The organism is Nocardiopsis halophila DSM 44494, assembly GCF_000341245.1.
In the GTDB taxonomy this organism is placed as follows: Bacteria; Actinomycetota; Actinomycetes; order Streptosporangiales; family Streptosporangiaceae; genus Nocardiopsis_A; species Nocardiopsis_A halophila.
Genome location: NZ_ANAD01000079.1, coordinates 39,255 through 58,547, shown reverse-complemented (window position 1 = coordinate 58,547; position 19,293 = coordinate 39,255). Strand labels below are relative to the sequence as shown.

At 74.2% G+C, this 19,293-nt stretch carries 22 protein-coding genes; 10 read left to right on the top strand and 12 right to left on the bottom strand.

Annotation, left to right across the window (positions count from 1 at the left end; genetic code table 11):
* Positions 1-50 precede the first annotated feature (50 nt).
* The gene (locus tag D450_RS0110285; RefSeq protein ID WP_017538584.1) at positions 51-1,157 is read left to right on the top strand and encodes an S-(hydroxymethyl)mycothiol dehydrogenase; all 1,107 of its coding nucleotides are present in this window, start codon (positions 51-53) and stop codon (positions 1,155-1,157) included.
* Positions 1,158-1,799: an MBL fold metallo-hydrolase gene (locus tag D450_RS0110280; RefSeq protein WP_017538583.1), complete on the top strand. Its 642-nt coding sequence runs from the start codon at positions 1,158-1,160 to the stop codon at positions 1,797-1,799.
* 244 nt (positions 1,800-2,043) lie between these two features.
* On the opposite strand, the gene D450_RS0110275 is transcribed toward D450_RS0110280, so the two are convergent.
* From D450_RS0110275 to D450_RS0110265, 3 genes are all read right to left on the bottom strand, one after another.
* Positions 2,044-3,330 carry a sensor histidine kinase gene (locus D450_RS0110275; RefSeq protein ID WP_026128474.1) on the bottom strand — a complete coding sequence of 429 codons (1,287 nt, stop codon included), beginning with the start codon at positions 3,328-3,330 and terminating at the stop codon, positions 2,044-2,046.
* Between the two features lie 69 nt (positions 3,331-3,399).
* Positions 3,400-4,068 carry a response regulator transcription factor gene (locus tag D450_RS0110270; protein WP_017538581.1) on the bottom strand — a complete coding sequence of 223 codons (669 nt, stop codon included), beginning with the start codon at positions 4,066-4,068 and terminating at the stop codon, positions 3,400-3,402.
* Positions 4,069-4,233: 165 nt separating this feature from the next.
* Positions 4,234-4,713, bottom strand: a complete 480-nt coding sequence (locus D450_RS0110265; RefSeq protein WP_017538580.1) for a GtrA family protein — start codon at positions 4,711-4,713, stop codon at positions 4,234-4,236.
* Between the two features lie 79 nt (positions 4,714-4,792).
* Between D450_RS0110265 and D450_RS0110260 the strand changes: the two genes are divergently transcribed.
* Positions 4,793-5,950, top strand: coding sequence for a 5-(carboxyamino)imidazole ribonucleotide synthase (locus D450_RS0110260; RefSeq protein WP_039820325.1), 1,158 nt, complete (start codon positions 4,793-4,795; stop codon positions 5,948-5,950).
* Positions 5,947-6,510: a 5-(carboxyamino)imidazole ribonucleotide mutase gene (purE, locus tag D450_RS0110255; RefSeq protein WP_017538578.1), complete on the top strand. Its 564-nt coding sequence runs from the start codon at positions 5,947-5,949 to the stop codon at positions 6,508-6,510. Before D450_RS0110260 ends, purE begins: the two co-directional genes overlap by 4 nt.
* A 10-nt stretch (positions 6,511-6,520) precedes the next feature.
* Here the strand turns inward: purE and D450_RS0110250 are convergent, their stop codons facing one another.
* The 7 genes from D450_RS0110250 to D450_RS0110220 all read right to left on the bottom strand — a co-directional run bounded on the left by D450_RS0110250 (position 6,521) and on the right by D450_RS0110220 (position 12,512).
* Positions 6,521-7,072: a type III secretion system chaperone family protein gene (locus tag D450_RS0110250; RefSeq protein WP_017538577.1), complete on the bottom strand. Its 552-nt coding sequence runs from the start codon at positions 7,070-7,072 to the stop codon at positions 6,521-6,523.
* 68 nt (positions 7,073-7,140) lie between these two features.
* On the bottom strand, positions 7,141-7,416 hold the full coding sequence (locus tag D450_RS29925) for a CoA-binding protein (protein WP_017538576.1): 276 nt from the start codon (positions 7,414-7,416) through the stop codon (positions 7,141-7,143).
* 10 nt (positions 7,417-7,426) lie between these two features.
* On the bottom strand, positions 7,427-8,371 hold the full coding sequence (gene sph, locus D450_RS0110240; protein ID WP_017538575.1) for a sphingomyelin phosphodiesterase: 945 nt from the start codon (positions 8,369-8,371) through the stop codon (positions 7,427-7,429).
* A gap of 103 nt (positions 8,372-8,474) precedes the next feature.
* Complete coding sequence (locus tag D450_RS0110235) at positions 8,475-9,806, bottom strand: UDP-glucose dehydrogenase family protein (RefSeq protein WP_017538574.1); 1,332 nt, start codon at positions 9,804-9,806, stop codon at positions 8,475-8,477.
* Between the two features lie 217 nt (positions 9,807-10,023).
* On the bottom strand, positions 10,024-10,500 hold the full coding sequence (locus D450_RS0110230) for a hypothetical protein (RefSeq protein ID WP_017538573.1): 477 nt from the start codon (positions 10,498-10,500) through the stop codon (positions 10,024-10,026).
* 58 nt (positions 10,501-10,558) lie between these two features.
* Complete coding sequence (locus D450_RS0110225; protein ID WP_017538572.1) at positions 10,559-10,786, bottom strand: hypothetical protein; 228 nt, start codon at positions 10,784-10,786, stop codon at positions 10,559-10,561.
* Between the two features lie 178 nt (positions 10,787-10,964).
* The gene (locus D450_RS0110220; RefSeq protein WP_017538571.1) at positions 10,965-12,512 is read right to left on the bottom strand and encodes an LCP family protein; all 1,548 of its coding nucleotides are present in this window, start codon (positions 12,510-12,512) and stop codon (positions 10,965-10,967) included.
* 216 nt (positions 12,513-12,728) lie between these two features.
* On the opposite strand from D450_RS0110220, the gene D450_RS0110215 reads away from it, so the two are divergent.
* Positions 12,729-13,733 (top strand): glycosyltransferase family 2 protein, encoded by a 1,005-nt coding sequence (locus D450_RS0110215; RefSeq protein ID WP_026128473.1) that lies wholly within the window; start codon positions 12,729-12,731, stop codon positions 13,731-13,733.
* Here the strand turns inward: D450_RS0110215 and D450_RS0110210 are convergent.
* Positions 13,720-14,475 (bottom strand): glycerophosphodiester phosphodiesterase, encoded by a 756-nt coding sequence (locus D450_RS0110210; RefSeq protein WP_017538569.1) that lies wholly within the window; start codon positions 14,473-14,475, stop codon positions 13,720-13,722. The genes D450_RS0110215 and D450_RS0110210 overlap by 14 nt on opposite strands.
* Complete coding sequence (gene ispD / locus D450_RS0110205) at positions 14,472-15,197, bottom strand: 2-C-methyl-D-erythritol 4-phosphate cytidylyltransferase (RefSeq protein WP_017538568.1); 726 nt, start codon at positions 15,195-15,197, stop codon at positions 14,472-14,474. Before ispD ends, D450_RS0110210 begins: the two co-directional genes overlap by 4 nt.
* A gap of 264 nt (positions 15,198-15,461) precedes the next feature.
* Here ispD and D450_RS0110200 point away from each other — a divergent pair, with 264 nt between their 5' ends.
* From D450_RS0110200 to D450_RS0110180, 5 genes are all read left to right on the top strand, one after another.
* Positions 15,462-16,316, top strand: coding sequence for an ABC transporter permease (locus D450_RS0110200; protein WP_017538567.1), 855 nt, complete (start codon positions 15,462-15,464; stop codon positions 16,314-16,316).
* A complete protein-coding gene (locus tag D450_RS0110195) occupies positions 16,316-17,134 on the top strand; it encodes an ABC transporter ATP-binding protein (RefSeq protein WP_017538566.1) in 819 nt (272 codons plus the stop codon). Before D450_RS0110200 ends, D450_RS0110195 begins: the two co-directional genes overlap by 1 nt.
* Positions 17,135-17,182: 48 nt before the next feature.
* Positions 17,183-17,893, top strand: coding sequence for a hypothetical protein (locus tag D450_RS0110190; RefSeq protein WP_017538565.1), 711 nt, complete (start codon positions 17,183-17,185; stop codon positions 17,891-17,893).
* 59 nt (positions 17,894-17,952) lie between these two features.
* Entirely contained in the window at positions 17,953-18,543 is a 591-nt protein-coding gene (locus D450_RS29920) for a DUF5941 domain-containing protein (protein ID WP_241483112.1), read from the top strand.
* A 16-nt stretch (positions 18,544-18,559) separates the two neighbouring features.
* Entirely contained in the window at positions 18,560-19,291 is a 732-nt protein-coding gene (locus D450_RS0110180) for a phosphocholine cytidylyltransferase family protein (protein WP_017538564.1), read from the top strand.
* Positions 19,292-19,293 lie beyond the last annotated feature (2 nt).

Below are 19,293 nucleotides of genomic sequence, written 5' to 3'. Positions count from 1 at the left end.
GCGGGGCATGAGGAGGGGGAAGACCCCGGGCCCGACCCCAAGGAGCGCTGGTGTCCCACGATCCCCGTCCCGCCGGCCGCACCGTGCGCGCGGTCGTCGCCCGCGAGAAGAACGCCCCCGTCAGCCTGGAGACCGTCGTCGTCCCCGATCCCGGCCCCGGCGAGGCGCGGGTGGAGGTGCAGGCCTGCGGGGTCTGCCATACCGACCTGCACTACCGCGAGGGCGGCATCGGCGATGAGTTCCCCTATCTGCTCGGCCATGAGGCCGCCGGCGTGGTCGAGTCCGTCGGCGAAGGCGTGGCGGGCCTGGAGCCCGGCGACTTCGTGGTGCTGAACTGGCGGGCGGTGTGCGGGCGGTGCCGCGCCTGCGCCCGCGGGCGGCCCTGGTACTGCTTCGACACCGCCAACGCCGCGCAGCCCATGCGGCTGGAGGACGGCACGGCGCTCTCCCCGGCGCTGGGCATCGGCGCGTTCGCCGAGGCCACCCTGGTGGCGGCCGGGCAGTGCACCCGGGTCGACCCCGCCGCCGACCCGGCCGCGGCCGGGCTGCTGGGGTGCGGGGTGATGGCCGGGCTGGGCGCGGCGATCAACACCGGGCGGGTGGGGCGCGGGGACACCGTGGCGGTGATCGGCTGCGGCGGCGTGGGCGCGGCGGCGGTGGCCGGGGCCCGGCTGGCCGGCGCCGCGCGCATCATCGCCCTCGACGTGGACGCCCGCAAGCTCCCGTGGGCGGCCCGGCTGGGGGCCACCGACACGGTCGACGCCCGCGAGCAGGCCCCGGTGGCCGCGATCCGCGAGCGCACCGGCGGGTTCGGCGCCGACGTGGTGATCGACGCGGTGGGGCGGCCCGAGACCTTCCGGCAGGCGTTCTACGCCCGCGACCTGGCCGGCACCGCGGTCCTGGTGGGGGTGCCCACCCCGGAGATGACGGCGGAGCTGCCGCTGCTGGACGTGTTCGCGCGCGGCGGCGTCCTCGCCTCGTCCTGGTACGGGGACTGCCTGCCCTCCCGGGACTTCCCGATGCTGATCGACCTGTACCTGCAGGGGCGGCTCGACCTGGACGCGTTCGTGTCCGAGCGGATCGCCCTGGACGACGTGGAGGAGGCCTTCGACCGGATGCGCAAGGGGAGCGTACTGCGATCGGTGGTGGTCCGCTGAATGGCCGAGACGTCCGCCGAGCCCGTGCAGAACCTGGTCACCTCCGGGGTGTTCGCCCTGGACGGCGGCGAGTGGGAGGTGGAGAACAACGTCTGGATCGTCGGCGACGACCGCACCGCGGTGGTGGTGGACGCCGCCCACGACCACGAGGCCATCGCCCGCGCCCTGGGCGACCGGGAGCTGATGGCGGTGGTGTGCACGCACGGGCACAACGACCACGTCAACGCGGCGGCGGCGCTCGCCGACCTGTGCGACGCGCCGATCCTGCTGCACCCCGACGACGCCGAGCTGTGGCACCGGGTCCACCCGGACCGCGAGCCCGACGCGCCGCTGCTGGAGGGGGAGCTGCTGCAGGCCGGCGGGGTCGAGCTCCGGGTGCTGCACACCCCCGGGCACACCCCGGGCGGGGTGTGCCTCTACGCCGAGGGGCAGGGCACGGTCTTCACCGGGGACACCCTCTTCCGCGGCGGCCCGGGGGCCACCGGGCGGTCCTTCTCCGACTTCCCGACGATCATCGCCTCGATCCGGGACCGCCTGCTGGCGCTGCCGCCGCAGACGGCGGTGCACACCGGCCACGGCCCCTCCACCACGGTCGGCGCGGAGGCGCCGCACCTGCAGGAGTGGATCGACCGGGGGTACTGATCCCTAGTAGTACTTCGTTAGGTTCCTGGTTTCTCTTTTCCCTGCCCGGTTCCGCCGTCCGCCCGGTTTGCCTGGTTCTCTCGTTGATCTCGGGAAAAACGACCCTTCCCGCCCGTTTTTAGGGTCGTTTTTCCCGAGATCAACGAGAGAACCAGGCAAACCGGGCGGACGGCGGAACCGGGCAGGGAAAAGAGAAACCAGGAACCTAACGAAGTACTACTAGGGCCTGATCCAGGAAACACCCCTAGACCGGGCCGGTGGCCTTGTCCAGGCCCTCGCCGCCGACCGGCAGGAAGACCGAGAAGGTGGGCGGGTTGGCCTTGACCAGCTCCAGGCGGGCGCCCTCGGACTCGGCGATGTGCCGGGCCAGCGCCAGGCCCAGGCCGGTGCCGCCGGCGCCGCTGACCTCGCGGTCGAAGATCCGGCCCACCAGGTGGTCGGGGACGCCGTCGCCCTCGTCGGCGACCTCGATGCGCACCGAGTGCCCGCCGTCGACCACGTGCACCGTGACCGTGCCCTGCCCGTGCACCGCGGCGTTCTCCACCAGCACGGCCATGATCTGCACCAGGTCCATGGGCACCGTCATCGCGGTCATCCCCTTGGCCCCGGTCAGCCGCAGGTCGCGCCCGTTCCGGCGGAACATCGGCGACCACTCGGCCACGAAGCGCTCCAGCAGCCGGTCCACGCCGACCGGCTCCACCTCGGGGTTCTGGCTCTTGCGGGCCCGCCCCAGCAGGCTCTCCACGGTCTGGGTGAGCCGCTCGGCCTGCTGCAGCGCGGCCTCGCCCTCCTCGCGCACCACCTGGGGGTCCTCGGCCTCGGCGATGATCTCCTCCAGCCGCATGGTGAGCGAGGTCAGCGGGGTGCGCAGCTGGTGGGAGGCGTCGGTGGCGAAATGCCGCTCGGTGGCGATCAGCCCGGCGATCCGCTCGGCGCTGCGGTCCAGCACCTCGGCGACCCGGTCGGCCTCGGGGATGCCGTAGCGGTGGCCCCAGGGGGTGGCCACCCCCGACCCCAGCCGCTCGGCGGTGGCGGCCAGGTCCACCAGCGGCAGTGTCAGCCGCCGGGCCTGCAGCACCGCCAGGCCCACCGCCACCCCGATGGCCAGCAGCGACAGGGAGGCGATGCCGAGCCAGGCGTTGAACACGTTCTCCTGGATGGGGCGGGTGCTGCGCCAGACCTCCACCCGGACCCCGCCGGGGGAGACGGCCTCGGCCTCCATCACGGCGCGGGTGTCGCCGCCGCCGGGGGAGTACCCCCACCCGCCGGCCTCCACCGCCCCGCCCGAGCCGGGGGGCGTCAGCCGGATCGCCAGGTCCGGGTAGACCTGGGCGAAGTGCGGGACGTCGATGCCGCCCTCGTTCTGCAGCTGGGCGTCGGCGTCGGCCGCGATGACCTCGGCGTCCTGGTGGAGCGCGCGCCCGGCCTCCTCATAGGCCGACCGGTAGACCAGGGCGCCCAGGGGCAGGCCGAGGAGCATGACCGCGATCACGGTCACCACGAGCGTGGAGAACAGCATCCGCCTGCGCATGTCGTCCCTTCTGGTCGGGCCCCCGCTCCGGCGGGCGTCCGCGGCGCAGGCGGGTCGTCGGCCGCGCGGTCAGTCCCGCTCGAACCGGAACCCGACGCCGCGCACGGTGGTGATGTAGGAGGGCTGGTTGGCGTCGTCCCCGAGCTTGCGGCGCAGCCAGGAGATGTGCATGTCCAGGGTCTTGGTCGAGCCCCACCAGTTGGTGTCCCACACCTCGCGCATGATCTGCTCGCGCGTGACGACCTTGCCGGCGTCGCGCACCAGGACCCGCAGCAGGTCGAACTCCTTGGTGGTCAGCTGCAGCTCCTCCTCGCCGAGCCAGGCGCGCCGTGAATCGTTGTCGATCCGCACCCCGTGCACCACCGGGACCTCGGCCCCGCCGCGGCGCAGCAGCGCCCGGACCCGGGCCAGCAGTTCGGCCAGCCGGAACGGCTTGGTGACGTAGTCGTCGGCGCCGGCGTCCAGCCCCACCACGGTGTCGACCTCGTCGGCCCGCGCCGTCAGGATGAGGATGGGCGTGGTGTGCCCCTCGGCGCGCAGCCGTCGGGCGACCTCCAGCCCGTCCATCTCCGGCAGGCCCAGGTCCAGGACCATCAGGTCGATGTCCCCCGCGCGGGCGCGGTCGAGGGTGTCGGTACCGTTGACGGTCACGTCCACCGTATAGCCCTCGCGGCGCAGTGCGCGGGCGAGCGGCTCGTAGATGGAGGTGTCGTCTTCGGCCAGCAGAACGCAGGTCATGGTGCAGATCGTAAGTGCCGCCAGGGCAATTCACTATTATGCGCGCCGTATGGAGCAGGGGCGGATGAAATCACCGGCGCGCGGCCCGGACGATATCGGGTGTGAAGGGCGTCCGGTACCTGCCTTTGCCGTTCTTTGAACGGGGATTGGCCGAAAACGTGCGCCTCAGGCCCCCTGGCGCTCCTGCGCACCGGGCTCCTCCGGCGCGTCCCGCCGTTCGGGAAAGACCCAGGTGCGATAGGACCAGAAGCGGAAGAGCGACCCCAGTCCCACGCCGATCACGTTTCCGGCGATATTGCGCGCGAGGGGGCCGTCCTGCCCCAGGCCGTGCACCGCCGCCCACAGGCAGCCGAGTTGGATCAGCAGTCCGATCCCGTTCATGATGAAGAACAGGACGTATTCGCGGCCGAGGCCGGTGCGGGCGCGGTGGCCGAAGGTCCAGTAGCGGTTGCCGAGGAAGGCGACCAGCGTGGCGCACACGGTGCCCGCCGCCTGGCCGGCCAGCGCGGGGGCGTCCAGGGCCGACCACAGCAGGTTGGTGGTGGCCAGCTGCACCGCGTAGGCGACGGCGCCCACCGTCCCGAACTTGGCCATCTCGTGGACCAGGTGGGCGAACCGGCGGTAGAGCCCGGTCACGAATCGCATGGTCGCTCCGATCCTGGCCGCGGGCGGTCATTAGACTGCGTTCGGCATGCCGGCCGATCAGTGAGGCGATGAGGGAACAGTGAGTGAGCTTAACCGCACGGTGCCCCGTGTCGGAATGGTGGGGGGCGGACAGCTGGCGCGCATGACCCACCAGGCGGGCATCGCCCTGGGGGCGGACTTCGCCGTGCTGGCCGGGTCTCCGAGCGACAGCGCCGCGCTGGTGTGCGGGGACGTGCGCCTGGGCGACGACCGCGGACTGGAGGACCTGCTGGCCTTCGGCAAGTCCTGCGACGTGCTCACCTTCGACCACGAGCACGTGCCCGAGCCGGTGCTGCGCCGCCTGGAGGAGGAGGGCGTGGCGCTGCGCCCGGGCCGGGACGCGCTGCGGTTCGCCCAGGACAAGCTGCGCATGCGGGTGCGCGCCGGCGAGCTGGGGGCGCCGTGCCCCCGCTGGCGCCCGGTCACCGAGACCGCGCAGGTGGAGGCGTTCGCCGCCGAGGCCGGCTGGCCGGTGGTGCTCAAGGCGGCCCGGGGCGGCTACGACGGCAAGGGCGTGTGGGTGGTCGGCGGCGCCGGCGAGGCCCGCACCGTGGTGGAGCGCGCGGCCGCCGAGGAGGTGCCGCTGCTGGTGGAGGAGAAGGTGGACTTCTCCCGTGAGCTGGCGGTCCAGGTGGCCCGCTCGCCCTACGGCCAGGTGGCCGCCTACCCGGTGGTGGAGACGGTGCAGCGCGGCGGCATCTGCCACGAGGTGGTGGCCCCGGCGCCCGGCCTCGACCCCGACCTGGCGGTGCACGCCCAGGAGCTGGCCATCGAGCTGGCGCACGCGCTGGGCGTGGTGGGCATGCTGGCGGTGGAGCTGTTCGAGACCGCCGGCGGCGTGGTCGTCAACGAGCTGGCGATGCGCCCGCACAACTCCGGCCACTGGACCATCGAGGGCGCCCGCACCTCCCAGTTCGAGCAGCACCTGCGGGCGGTGCTGGACCTGCCGCTGGGCTCGCCGCGCACCGCGGCGCCGGTCACCGTGATGGCCAACCTGCTCGGCGGCGAGGACCCCGACGTCTACGGGCGCTACGTCCACGTCATGGCCAAGGACCCCGGCCTGAAGGTGCACTTCTACGGCAAGCAGGTGCGCCCGGGCCGCAAGATCGGGCACGTCACCGTCTGCGGCGACGATCCCGCCGAACTGCTCGCCCGCGCCCGCGACGCGGCCGCCTACCTCAAGGGAGACCCCCAGTGACCGAGCACGAGTCCGCGCAGCAGGAGACGGCCCCGGCCGTCGGCATCGTGATGGGCAGCGACTCCGACTGGCCGGTGATGCGCGAGGCCGCCGCCGCCCTGGAGGAGTTCGGCGTGTCCTACGAGGCCGACGTGGTCTCGGCGCACCGGATGCCGCACGAGATGATCGAGTACGGCTCGCGGGCGGCGGAGCGCGGCCTGAAGGCGATCATCGCCGGGGCGGGCGGCGCGGCCCACCTGCCGGGGATGCTGGCGTCGGTGACGCCGCTGCCGGTGGTCGGCGTGCCGGTGCCGCTCAAGCACCTGGACGGGATGGACTCGCTGCTGTCCATCGTGCAGATGCCGGCCGGGGTGCCGGTGGCCACCGTCGCCGTGGGGGCGGCCCGCAACGCCGGGCTGCTGGCGGTGCGGATGCTGGCCTCCGGCGACGAGGCCCTGCGCAGCCGGATGGAGGAGTTCCAGGAGGAGCTCAAGCGCCTGGCCAAGGCCAAGGGCGAGCGGCTGCGCAAGGAGGCCGCGTCCGGCGCCCCGCAGGTGGGCTTCGGCGGCGGGCAGGGCTGACCGCGGGGCTCTAACCGGTCCGCTGCGGCCGGCCCCAGCGGGTCCAGACCTCGTCGGGGATGTGGCCGGCCAGGTCGCACAGCGCGTCCAGGCGCTCCAGCAGGGCGCCCGGGGCGGGCCCGCCGCCGGTGCAGATGAGCGCGGCGCCGTCCACCACCAGGTCGGCGATGCCGGCGCGGCGGATGTCGGCGCGCACCGCCCCGTCCAGCAGCGCCGCGGGGTAGTCGCGGTCGCGGGCCTCGGCGTACAGGTCGTGCGCCCCGCCCCCGCGGTCCTGCACGTAGGCGTAGGGAAGCCGCAGCGGCAGGTCCAGGGCGTGCACCACCAGGGCGCGCGGCCCGGTGCCGTGCAGGTAGTCGAAGAGGCGGAAGGCGCGGCCCCGGTGCACCCCCGAGACCTCGTCCACCACCCGGCCCAGTGGCCCCGGCGGGAGCGCGGTGCGCGGCCAGCCCCGCAGGGCGGGCGTGTCGTTCGGGGTGTAGTCCCACCCGTGCTCGGCGGCGAGCGCCCGGCGGGCGGAGGAGCGGTCGGGGGAGCGGTCGGGGGTGCTCGGTGCGCGCATGCGTCGGTCCTACCCGGGTGCGCCCGGGCCGAACAGCCGCGGCCACTCGATCGCCGGGCAGCGGTCCATCACCATGGTGCGCCCGCCGCGCGCACCCGGGCGGCCGCCTCGGACCGGCGGAAGACGTCGACGGCGTCGACCCGGCCCCCGACCTCGGCGAGCGAGGCGTGGCCCCGCTCGCCGAGCACGGTCGCCGCCGACGGGTGCACCGGGACGATGCGCTCGCCCCGGGACCGCAGGAAGCGGGCCACGCGGTCGGCGGGCCGCGCGGGGGCGCCGCCCAGGCCGATGACGGCCCACACCTCGCACCCGCGCAGCACGTCCCGGACCTCCTCGTCGTCCACGGCGGGGTGCCTACCCGCCGAAGACCGGGTAGTGGTCGCTGTGGTCGGTGTAGGTGTACTCCCGGCCGCCGGAGGTGACGGTCCAGGGGGCGCTGTGCACCTCCTCGGTGCGGTTGGTGTAGGCCTGCGGCGCGGCGCCGTTGGCGATGGGCAGCACGTGGTCGAGCTGCTCGCCCGGCCAGTCGCCGTAGCGGTCGGCGGCGACGGAGTTGGTGGCGGTGTCGAAGGAGAACTCGGCACCGGTGTACTCCGGCTCGACGGCGCCGAGCTGGCCGATCATGTCGGCGTACTCCGGGGAGCCGCCGATGACGTTGAGGTCCCCGGCCACGTAGACCGGCTCGTCGTCGGGGACGTCCTTGTCCTGCAGCACCCGGTCGATCCGGTCCAGCTGGGACCAGCGCACGTGCCGGTCCAGGTCCTCGGAGCAGCCGTCGTCCTCGGACTGCAGGTGGGTGCCGACCACGTGCACCGGTCCGTCGGGGGTGTCCAGCTCCACGTAGGCGAAGCCCTTGTTGGAGAACCAGTCCCCGCCGCAGGCGTCGGCGAAGATGTGCTGCTCCTGGCGGACGATGGGCCAGCGGCTGAGCACGGCGACCCCGCCGTCCTCGGAGGTCTCCCAGCGGTAGCCGGTGGTGGCGTCCCAGCCGGAGGAGGAGCGGCCGACCACGGGGGTGGCGTAGGGGTACTCCTCGGACAGGCCGTCGATGAGCCGCTCGGATGCGGAGTTGTCGAAGGCCTCCTGGAGCACGACCACGTCCTGGCCGGCGACCAGGCCGTCCTCGGTGATCAGGTCGGCGCGCTGCTCCTGCCCCCAGTTGGGGTACAGGCTCTGGGACATGAAGAAGACGTTGTAGGTGGCGATCCTCGGAGCGGCCGGGGTCTCGGCGGCGGCCGCCGGAGGGGCGGCGGCCGGCGTCGAGGCACCGAGCGCGGTGCCGAGGGCGAGGGCGAACATGAAAGAGTTTCGCTTTCTCATGTCCGCCCAGCCTCCAGGGGCGGGGTCTCCTCTCGGTTACCAGCGGGTAGCCAAGGGGTATCGGCTCAGGGGCGGCCCGTGCTCAGGGACGGCCCAGTGCGCGGTAGGTCCACCCGCGGGCGCGCCAGTGCTCGGGGTCGAGCACGTTGCGCCCGTCGACGATCTTGCGCTCGGCCACCACCTTGCCCAGCTCGTCCGGGTCGGCGTCGCGGAACTCCGCCCACTCGGTGAGCAGCAGCACCACCTCGGAGTCGCGCACCGCCTCCAGCATGGAGCGGGCGTAGTTGAGCTCCGGGTGCTCGCGCTCGGCGCGTTCCAGCGCCTCGGGGTCGTAGACGGTCACGCGCGCGCCCAGCGAGGCGATCGTGGAGGCCACGTCGAGCGCGGGGGAGTCGCGGATGTCGTCGGAGTTGGGTTTGAAGGCCGCCCCCAGCACGCCCACGGTCCGCCCGGCGAACCCGCCGCCGATGAGGCCGCGGGCGATGTCCACCGTGCGCGCGCGGCGCCGCTGGTTGATCGCGTCCACCTCGCGCAGGAAGGACAGCGCCGGCTCCACGCCCAGCTCGTCGGCGCGGGCCATGAAGGCGCGGATGTCCTTGGGCAGGCAGCCGCCGCCGAAGCCCAGGCCGGGCCCCAGGAACTTGCCGCCGATGCGGTCGTCGAAGGACAGCGCCTTGGCCAGCTGCATCACGTCGGCCCCGGCCGCCTCGGAGACCTCGGCCATCGCGTTGATGAAGGAGATCTTGGTGGCCAGGAAGGCGTTGGCCGAGATCTTCACCAGCTCGGCGGTCTGCAGGTCGGTCACCAGGAAGGGGATGCCCGCCTCGATCTGCGGGGCCGAGACCTCGCGCATCGCCGCCTCCACCCGCGGGGAGTCGGTGCCGATCACGATGCGGTTGGGGCGCAGGGTGTCCTCCACCCCGAACCCCTCGCGCAGGAACTCCGGGCTCCAGCCCAGCTCGACGGCGTCCCCGGCGGGGGCCAGCCGGCGGATCCGGGCCGCCAGCACCGCGGCGGTGCCCACCGGCACGGTGGACTTGCCGATCACTACGGAGGGCCGCCGCAGCCGGGGGGCCAGCGCCTCCACCGAGGCCTTGACGTAGGACAGGTCGGCGGCGCCCGAGTCGTCCCGCTGGGGCGTGCCCACGCAGATGAAGTGCAGGTCGGCGAAGGCGGCGGCCTCGTCGTAGTCGGTGGTGAAGCGCAGCCGCCCGTTGTCCAGGTTGCGGGCCAGGACCTCTTCCAGGCCCGGCTCGTAGAAGGGGACCCGTCCCGAGGCCAGGGTCTCCACCTTCTCCCGGTCGACGTCCAGGCCGATGACCTCGAAGCCCAGTTCGGCCATGCACGCGGCATGGGTGGCGCCGAGGTAGCCGGTGCCGATGACCGAGATCCTGGTGCGCGCTGCTGAGACCAATGGTCCGTCCTTCCTTACGACCGGCAAAGCATCGTAGTACCGGCGCGGGCGGTCGGTCCCGGGGCCCCGTCGACCCGGTCGCTGGATGGCGTCGTACAGGAGCATTTCCGGTACCGGGGCGGGGGCAACCTCGGGGCGCGCCAAGAAGCGCCAAGGGGGCGCGGAAAGCGGGGCGGGGGAGGGGCCGCGTGTGTCCTGCGGCGGTATGCGCCCCAGGCTACCCCTTGCGGGAGAACGGAATCGTCGTCTTGTCCGCGCCCTGGTCCCCGGCGCCGACGGGGCCGCCGGGCTCCACCGCCGGCGGCGGGACGGGTCCGGGCGCCGGTGCGGGGCGGCGCCGCCAGCGGGACGGCGGGAGCGCCGCGATCACCAGCAGGGTGCCCAGCAGCAGGGCGAAGGGCAGGGCCGGGCCGTCCGGGTGGGCGAGGCCGTCGGGGATCCATCCGGGCACGGTCTGCGGGGCGACCACCGGCCACAGGCCGTAGCCCAGCAGCGGCAGGCCGCAGGCCAGAGCCCCGACCGGCGGGATCCGGGCCCCGGCCAGGAACCCGGCCGCGGCGCCCGCCGCCATCAGCACGCCCAGCGGCGCCCCGTCGGCGGCCCCCGGCGCGGCGTCGGCCGCCCAGGCGGCGCCGAACCAGATCGCGGGGGCCAGGGCCAGCCCGGCCAGGAAGGTGAACAAGTGGCGCAGCACGGCGACCTCCGGGCGATCGGGGCCGGGTCGGTGTCCACGGTATCGGCTCGCGCCGGGCTCAGGGCGCGCGCTTGGCGGCCCCGCCGAAGGCGCCCACCGCCGCCCCGAGGGCGAACATGGCGGCCTCGTCCTCGCTCATGTGCACGATGCCCGAGACGAGTTTGACCGCATACGGGCGCGGCCCCGCCGGGCCGATCTCGATGCCGTCGATGACGCCCTGGGCGTGCAGCAGCTTCAGAGCCTCGCCGACCTGCCTCGGGCGGTCTCCCTCGGATAGCAGCGCCATAGGCCGATCCTAGATTAGGATCGGCCCCACGATCGGGCTGATCGGTCGGCCGTCTTGCGGGGGGCGTGTGCGGTGTGGTCGGCGATGACGCGGTGGGTGTGCGAGAGCTGTCGGCGCCCCAACCCGGAGAAGTGGGACTACTGCACCTACTGCTTCAACCCCAAGCCCTGTTTCGGGCTCACCCGTCGCAGACGTTCTCCCGGGCGGTAGCGGTCGAGGGCCCGGTGCCGTCCGCCCCCTGCTCCTGCCGCTCCGGCGAGGGCTCCGGGGCCGCCACCGGCTCCACCCCCCGGTAGTCGAACCCGAGCACCAGCTGCACCTCGCCGCTGAGCGTGTCGTCGGTGCGCGGCTCGGCGCCGGGCACGGCGGAGGCGACCAGCTCGGCGGCGGCCTCGTCGCCGGGCGCGTGCCGCACCGTCGTGGTCTCCTCGTCCCGCGAGCTCCAGTTCTGCGCGTCCCCGGGCACCGCGAACCCGGTCGCGCGCAGCTCCCGCGCCGCCTTCGCGCCCAGGCCGGGGGTGCCGATGCCGTTGAACACCTGCACCCGCACCTCGCCGGGCACCGGGTCGTCCTCGGGCTCGGCGGAGCCGGTGGGCCCGCCCCCGGCCTCCGCCCCGTCCAGCGGGCGGTCCGCGGCCACCCGGGCGAACATCTCCTGGGCCGCCTCGCGGTCCCAGGTCACCGCCACGTCCCCGCGCGGGGTCCAGTAGGCCGTGTCCTCCACCGGGACCTGGGCGAAGGTGACGTCGTCCAGCCCCACCGAGCGCAGCTGCGAGCCCAGCTCGTTGATGGCGGCGGTGTCCAGCTCCCGGTCCACGGTCACCGAGCCCAGCGCGGTCTCCAGGAACGCCGAGAACCGCGCCGGGTCGCCCAGCGTGTCCGTGCTCAGCGCGCGGTCCAGCAGCGCCGCCATCACCTGCTGCTGGCGGTCGATGCGGTCCAGGTCGCCGCCGGCGGTCTTGCGGGTGCGGGCGAAGGCCAGCGCCTCGCGCCCGTCCACCTCGTGGGTCCCGGCGGCCATGTCCAGCTTGGCCTTGTCGTCGGTGATCGGCTCGGCCAGGCACACCTCGATGCCGTCCAGCGCGTCCACCACCTCGGTGAACCCGGTGAAGTCGATCTCCACGTAGTGGTCGATGCGCACGTGGGTGGCGGCCTCCACGGTCCGCACGGTCAGCTGCGGGCCGCCGTGGGCGTAGGCGGCGTTGATCTTGTCCTTGCCGATCCCGGGCACGTCCACCCAGGAGTCGCGGGGGATGCCGACCACGCTGACGGCGTCCCGCTCGTCATTGACGTGCACCAGCATCATGGTGTCCGAGCGGCGCCCCTCGGCGCTGCCCACGCCCAGGTCGCTCTTGGCCGCGCGGTCCATGCCCTCCCGCGAGTCCGACCCGATCACCAGGAAGTTCAGCGCGCCGGTGGGCCCGGCCTCGGGCCGCTCGCCCAGGTCGGAGAAGACGTCGAACCGGTTGATCTGGCCCGACATCCAGCCGGTGAGCGCCCAGGCGGTGCCGGAGGCCAGCAGCACCGCCACCGACATCGCCCCGGCCAGCAGCAGTCCCAGCCGCCGGCGGCGCACCGACCGGTCCGGCAGTACCGGCCCGCGCGGCGCGCGGGCGGGGGAGGGCCCGGCCGGGGGCGTGGGGGCGGACCGCACCCTGCGGAACTCCCCGCCGCGCCCGCCGGCGCCGCGCCCTGTACGCCCCTCGTCTGACCTGCGCTCGCCCACTGGGTTCCTCCAGCCCCCGTGCCGGCGGCCCTCCGGCCGCCGGATTCCAGGTTGTCATCGAATCCACCGATGGGTCGGCCATGTCGGCCCCGGCGTGTTGTCGTCCGGTGTCGGTCGGGCTTCCCACCGGGGGCGCTCGTCCCACATGGCGGGAGCGCGCCGCGGGTTGCAGTACCGTTACGGTCGAACCCGACCGAGTGACCCGTGGGAAGTCCTGTGAGCTGGCCGGCCGTATCCGTAGTCATGCCCGTGCTGAACGAGGAGCGCCACCTGGAGGCGGCGGTCCGCCACGTGCTCGCCCAGGACTATCCGGGCGAGCTGGAGGTGGTGCTCGGCGTCGGGCCCTCCCGGGACCGCACCCGCCAGGTCGCCGACGCGCTCGCCGCCGACGACCCGCGCGTGGTCGTGGTGGACAACCCCACCGGCCGCACGCCCTCCGGGCTCAACGCCGCCATCGGCGCCTCCTCCCACGGCATCGTCGCCCGCATCGACGGCCACGCGATGATGCCCTCGGACTACCTCAAGGTGGCGGTGGAGACGCTGGAGGAGACCGGCGCCGACAACGTGGGCGGGATCATGGCCGCCGAGGGGGAGACCCCCTGGGAGCGCGCCGTCGCCGCGGCCATGACCTCCAAGGTCGGGGTGGGCAACGCGCGCTTCCACACCGGCGGCGAGGGCGGCCCCGTCGACACCGTCTACCTGGGCGTCTTCCGCCGCTCGGCGCTGGAGCGGGTGGAGGGCTACGACGAGGCCTTCCTGCGGGCCCAGGACTGGGAGATGAACCACCGCATCCGGACGACCGGCGGCACGGTGTGGTTCCAGCCCCGGATGCGGGTCTCCTACCGCCCCCGGCCCAACGCCGCCCGGCTGGCCAAGCAGTACTTCCACTACGGGCGCTGGCGGCGGGGGGTGGCCCGCCAGCACAAGGGCACCATCAACCTGCGCTACCTGGCGCCCCCGGCGGCGGTGGCCGCGATCGCCCTGGGCCTGGCCGTCGGGTTCCTCTTCTGGCCGGCCTGGCTGGTCCCCGGCGCCTACGCCGCCGCGGTGGCGGCCGCCTCCGTGCCGCTGGGCCGGGGGCTGCCGGCCGCCGGGCGGCTCGCGGTGCCGGTGGCCCTGGCCACCATGCACATGTCCTGGGGCCTGGGCTTTCTGACCAGTCCGCCGAGCCTGGGCGCCGACTCGCGCACCGCCCGGGCGCAGCGCGCTACCCGCGCTTGAGCGCGGCCACCACGCCCGGCACGTCGTCGGCGACCACCGCGTCCACCCCGGCCTCGGCGAAGCGGGCGGCGTCCACCGGGTCCGGGCACCAGGAGAGGACCTCCAGGCCGGCCCGGTGGGCCACGCCGACGGTGTAGTCCACGCTGCGCCGCCCGGGCCGGGGCGGCTCCCCGGTCAGCCCGAAGGACCGGGCGTCGACCGCCACCGCCGCGCACCCCATCCCGGCGGCCCCGGCCACCGCCTGGTCCAGCGGGTTGCGCACGTACGGCATCCAGGCGGTGGGCACCCCGGGCGCCTCCTCGGCCACCCGCAGCAGCAACCCCGGGTCGAAGGAGCACACGAACACCCGGCGCCGCGCGGCCTCCCGGCGCAGCACCGGCACCAGCAGCGCGGCGGTGCTGCGGGAGGGGGCGTGGCAGGCGTCCTCCATCACCGACTTGACGTCCACGTCCAGCCCCGTGCCCTCGGGCAGCGCCTCCAGTGCCTCCTCCAGGCGGGCCAGCCCGTGCCGGGCGCACTCGGCGGCGGTGGCGTCCACCACCGGCCGCCCGCCGGGCAGCGCGGCGTCGTGGTGGAGCACCAGCGCGTCGTCGGCGGTGCGGCGCACGTCGATCTCCACCCAGGCGGCCCCGGCGCGCACCGCCTCCAGGTAGGAGGCCACGGTGTTCTCCCGCAGCCCGTCCCGCTCGCCGCGGCCCGCGCCGCGGTGCCCGATGACCTCGGTGGGGCGGAAGAGGCTCATCGGGCGGCCCCCTGCGAGCCCAGGCGCAGCAGCGCCTCGGCGACCTCGACGTCCCCCGGGTGGGTCACCTTGATGTTGGACTCGGTGCCCGCGACGATGTGCACCGGCTCGCCGGGCAGGTAGCGCAGCACCACCCCGCAGTCGTCGGTGGCCACCAGGTCCGGGTCGGCCAGCGCGGCCGCGAAGGCGCGGCGCAGCACCTCCAGGCGGAACCCCTGCGGGGTCTGCATCCGGCGCAGCCGCGCGCGCGGCGGCACCTCGGCCACCGCCTCGGCGCCGCCCTCGCCGGGCTCCACCCGCACCACCGTGTCGGAGGAGGGCACCGCCACCCCGACCGCCCCGGCGTGCTCCAGGGCCGCGACCGCCGCGGCGATGGTGGAGCGGGCCACCAGCGGGCGGGCGGCGTCGTGCAGCAGCAGCAGGTCCGACCCGTCGCGGCCCTCCACCGCGCGCAGCGCCGCCACCGAGCTGTCGGTGCGGGTGGCGCCGCCCGGCAGCACCGCGCGCACCTTGGGGAAGCCCGCGGCGATGCGCTCGGCCTCGGCCATGTGGTCCGGCGCCATGACCACCACGACCTCGTCCACCTCCGGGGCCTCCTGGAAGGCGGCGACGGCGTGCGCCAGCACCGGGCGCCCGTCCAGGGGCAGCAGCTGCTTGGGCAGGGCCCCGCCCATCCTCGTCCCGGTGCCCCCGGCCAGGACCGCGGCACTCACGTGCGGCATCGCGCACCTCGGCTTTCCGTTCGCCCGTCTCCTGCCACCCGAACCTATGGCAAGAACCCGAGCGGACCGGGCGCCCGCCGCCGACCGGTACCCTTGTGACGCCCCGGGGACGGCGTCGGCCGCCAGGCGCGCCCGCAGCGCGGAGCGCGCGGCGACGCCGGGTCTGCCCCGCGCGGCTCTCCAACGAACGTCCCCCGGCCGGAGCGCACCCCCGCCGCGACCGGCCGCAAGGTCTCACGACTGCACACCCCCAAGGAGGTGGCGGTGGCGTCAAGGGCGCTGGCCGTCTGGCAGAACCGTCAGGTCGTTGGCCTCCTGGTCCGGCGCGACCTGAAGGTCAAGTACCAGAGATCGGTCCTCGGATACGCCTGGTCGATGCTCGAACCCCTGGCCATGGCCGGGGTCTACTTCTTCGTGTTCGGGCTGATCTTCAACACGGACCGGGGGGTGCCCGGCGGCGACGACGCCCCCGGCGGCTACCTGCTGTTCCTGATCTCGGGACTGCTGCCGTGGCTGTGGTTCAGCACCGCGCTGAACGAGGCGCCCAAGGCGCTGATCTCGCAGTCCAAGCTGATCACCACGATGAAGGTGCCCCGGGAGATCTTCCCCATCGCGGTGGTCACCCGCGGCTTCGTGGACTACCTGCTCACCTGGCCGGTGCTGCTGCTGTTCGTGTTCTTCCTGGGCGGGCGCACCACGCTCATGGGCGTGCTGGTCTGGCTGCCGGCCGCGCTGGTGGTCCAGTACGCCTTCACCCTGGGCGTGACCTTCCTGCTGTCCTCGGTCAACGTGCTGGTGCGGGACGTGGAGCGGGTGGTGCGGATCCTGAACCGGATCCTGTTCTACGCCTCGGCCATCATCATCCCCTCGGGCATGGTGCTGGCCGCCGACTCCTCCTTCCCGGAGTGGTTCAAGTCGCTCTTCCAGCTCAACCCGCTGCTGGGGATCTTCAAGATGCACCACGCCGTCTGGTACCCGGCCGACGCGCCCGGCTTCGCCGCCCCCAGCGACGCCGGAGGGTTCGCACTGACCACGGCCCTCGTCGGTGCGTTCGCGTTCCTGGTTGTCGGATACTGGGTGTTCCGGCGCCTGGAGACGGCCGTCCTTAAGGAGTTGTGATGGCGGAGCCGATCATCGAGGCCGAGGACCTCGGCATCAGTTTCGCGGTGAACCGCCGGCGCAAGCGCAGCCTGCGCGAGATGTTCATCCACGGGACCAAGCGCGACCCCAACCCCACGGGGGCCGACTTCTGGCCGCTGCGCGGCGTCTCCTTCCAGGTCTCCGAGGGCGAGTGCGTCGGGATCGTCGGCAAGAACGGCACCGGCAAGTCCACGCTGCTCAAGATGATCGCCGGGGTGCTCATCCCGGACGAGGGGCACGTGCGGGTCCGGGGCCGGGTGGCGCCGCTGCTGGAGCTGCGGGCCGGCTTCAACGACCAGCTCACCGGGCGGGAGAACGTCTACCTGGTCGGGTCCCTGCACGGCATGGACACCGAGACCATCGACGCGCGCTTCGACGAGATCGTGGAGTTCGCCAACATCCGCGAGGGCTACATCGACATGCCCGTGCGGCACTACTCCAGCGGGATGAAGGTCCGCCTGGGCTTCGCGCTCATCTCGCAGCTGGAGCACCCGGTCATGCTGGTGGACGAGGTGCTGGCCGTGGGCGACAAGGCCTTCAAGAAGAAGTGCTACGAGGCCATCGAGCGGATGCTGGGCAACAACCGCACCATGGTCCTGGTCTCGCACAACGAGAACGACCTCAAGCGCTTCTGCGACCGCGGGCTCTACATCCGGGACGGCGCGCTGGCCATGGACGCCGACATCACCTCGGCGCTGGAGGCCTACAACGCCGACACCAAGGCCGAGGCCGAGGAGCGCAAGAAGGCCGCCGAGGAGCGCAAGCGCCGGCAGAAGGGCGGCGGAGAGGCCGCCTGAGGCGTGTCGGAGCTTGCCGCGGCCTCCCCGGGAGGGGAGGCTCGGCGGGTGACCTCCGCCGTGCTCACGCGGATCGCGCCCGTGCCGGCCGCCCTGGCCGCGGTCTGGTTCTCCGCGGGCGATGCCCGCGGTGCCCTGGCGGGCGCGGCCCTCCTGGCCGCGGTGCTGCTCTGCGAGCACCTGCGGACGGCGGCCGCCGCCGGGAGCCGGGACGCCCTCCAGGAGTGGCTGGCCGCGGTCCTGGGGCGGCTGGGCGAGTACGCGGTCTACGCCGGCCTGGCCGCGGGCGGCGCGGCCGCCGGCGACGCGGACGCCTGGACGTGGGCCGCCGGGGCGCTGATCGCCCTGGCGCTGCGCGACAGCGTGGCCGAGGGCGAGGCGCGCCGGGCCGTTCCGGCCCCCGGGCCGGTGCCCGACCCGCGTGCGGGCTCCCCGCTGGCGCGGCTGCCCGGCATGCCGACCGCCCGGGAGCCCGGCGACGCCGGCCTGACCGAGGAGCTGCTGGGCCCGGACCGCCGGAGCGCGCGCCCGCACGACCCGCACGGACCCGGGCGCCCCGCGCCCGCGCGGCGGACCGGGGCGGCGGCCGCGGCCCGTGCGGCGGCGGCCTTCCCGCGCCCGCTGCGGTTCGCGGTGATCGCCGCGGGCGCGCTGGCCGCCGACGCGCGCGTGACCTTCATCGCACTCATGGTGGGGTGCGCGATCGCGGTGACGGCCGCCCTGGTGGACCCCCGTCCGGGGCCGGGGCCGGGCGGCTAGCGTGGACGGCTTCCCCCCGCCCCCCGTGTCCACACGCGTCGACGTGCGGTTTCTGCGTGATGATGGTCACCTCGCGCGGCTGTTGGGGCGCCTGGCGGGCGGCGCGCNCCTCCCCGCCGCTGCCGCCCGCGGCCGCCGCGGCGCTGGTGACCGGTGTGCTGCTGGCGGCCGGTCTGGGGTCGGTGACAGGCATTACCCTGTTCGCACCGGTGGCCGCGCTCCTGCTGGCCGGGGCCGCCTCGGCGCACCCGCACGGCGGCCGCCACGACCCCCTCGCGGTCCCCCTCCTGCGGGGGGCCGAGTACCTGTACCTGCTCGCCCTGGGCACGGGCGGCGGCGTACCGGGTCCCCTGGTGTTCGTACTCTTGGTCGTGGTGGCCCTGCACCACTGCGGTACCGTCTGCCGGGCACGCCAGGGGGCCGGTCCGCCGGACCGGTCCGCGCGGGCGATGCTCGGCTGGGACGGGCGCATGCTGCTCGCCGCCGCGGGAGGCGCCCTGGGCTGGCTCCCGTTCGCCTTCGGCGCGCTCACCGGCTACCTGGCCGTGCTGCTCGCCTACGGGGCGGCGGCGCGCTGGGCCCGCACACCGGTGGCCGCCCCGGCGGACACCGGCGACGACCCGGGAGGCGCAGGCGCCTCCACGACCTAAGGAGGAACGCGCGTACATGCTCGGTATGGTTCTTGCGGCCGGAGCCGGCCGGAGGCTGCGCCCCTACACCGACACGCTCCCCAAGGCGCTGGTGCCGGTCGACGGCGAGACCACCATCATGGACATCTCGCTGCACAACCTGGCGGCGTCCGGACTGACCGACGTCGTGGTCGTCGTCGGCTACCGGTCCGAGGCGGTCGAGGAGCGCAAGGAGGCGCTGGAGCGCCGCCACGGCGTGAAGCTGACCCTGGTCCACAACGACAAGGCGGAGGAGTGGAACAACGCCTACTCCCTGTGGACCGCGCGTGAGTACTTCTCCGAAGGCGTCCTCCTGGTGAACGGCGACACGGTGCACCCGGTGAGCGTCGAGGAGACGCTACTGGCCGCGCGCGGACCGGAGCTGCTCCTGGCGGTGGACAACGCCAAAACGCTCGCCGACGAGGAGATGAAGGTGACCCTGGACGCCTCCGGGCACCTGGAGCGGATCACCAAGCAGATGGACCCGGCCTCGGCGGCCGGCGAGTACATCGGGGCCACCCTCATCGACGGCGCGGCCGCCGGCCGCCTGGCCGACGCCCTGAAGGCCACCTGGGAGCGCGACCCGCAGCTGTACTACGAGGACGGCTACCAGGAGATGGTCGGCCGCGGCGGCAAGATCGCCGTCGCCCCGATCGGCAGGGTCGACTGGGTCGAGGTCGACGACCACGACGACCTCGCGCGCGCCCGGGAGATCGCATGCCGCTACTAGCC

Excerpts from the sequence above, each read along its gene's own strand:
- D450_RS0110195 (WP_017538566.1), top strand. The coding sequence starts at position 16,316 with ATGGCGGAGCCGATCATCGAGGCCGAGGACCTCGGCATCAGTTTCGCG.
- D450_RS0110265 (WP_017538580.1), bottom strand. The coding sequence starts at position 4,713 with ATGCGATTCGTGACCGGGCTCTACCGCCGGTTCGCCCACCTGGTCCAC.
- D450_RS0110275 (WP_026128474.1), bottom strand. The coding sequence starts at position 3,330 with ATGCGCAGGCGGATGCTGTTCTCCACGCTCGTGGTGACCGTGATCGCG.
- D450_RS0110225 (WP_017538572.1), bottom strand. The coding sequence starts at position 10,786 with ATGGCGCTGCTATCCGAGGGAGACCGCCCGAGGCAGGTCGGCGAGGCT.
- D450_RS0110210 (WP_017538569.1), bottom strand. The coding sequence starts at position 14,475 with ATGAGCCTCTTCCGCCCCACCGAGGTCATCGGGCACCGCGGCGCGGGC.
- ispD (WP_017538568.1), bottom strand. The coding sequence starts at position 15,197 with ATGCCGCACGTGAGTGCCGCGGTCCTGGCCGGGGGCACCGGGACGAGG.
- D450_RS0110180 (WP_017538564.1), top strand. The coding sequence starts at position 18,560 with ATGCTCGGTATGGTTCTTGCGGCCGGAGCCGGCCGGAGGCTGCGCCCC.
- D450_RS0110250 (WP_017538577.1), bottom strand. The coding sequence starts at position 7,072 with ATGCGCGCACCGAGCACCCCCGACCGCTCCCCCGACCGCTCCTCCGCC.
- D450_RS0110280 (WP_017538583.1), top strand. The coding sequence starts at position 1,158 with ATGGCCGAGACGTCCGCCGAGCCCGTGCAGAACCTGGTCACCTCCGGG.
- D450_RS0110270 (WP_017538581.1), bottom strand. The coding sequence starts at position 4,068 with ATGACCTGCGTTCTGCTGGCCGAAGACGACACCTCCATCTACGAGCCG.
- sph (WP_017538575.1), bottom strand. The coding sequence starts at position 8,371 with ATGTTCGCCCTCGCCCTCGGCACCGCGCTCGGTGCCTCGACGCCGGCC.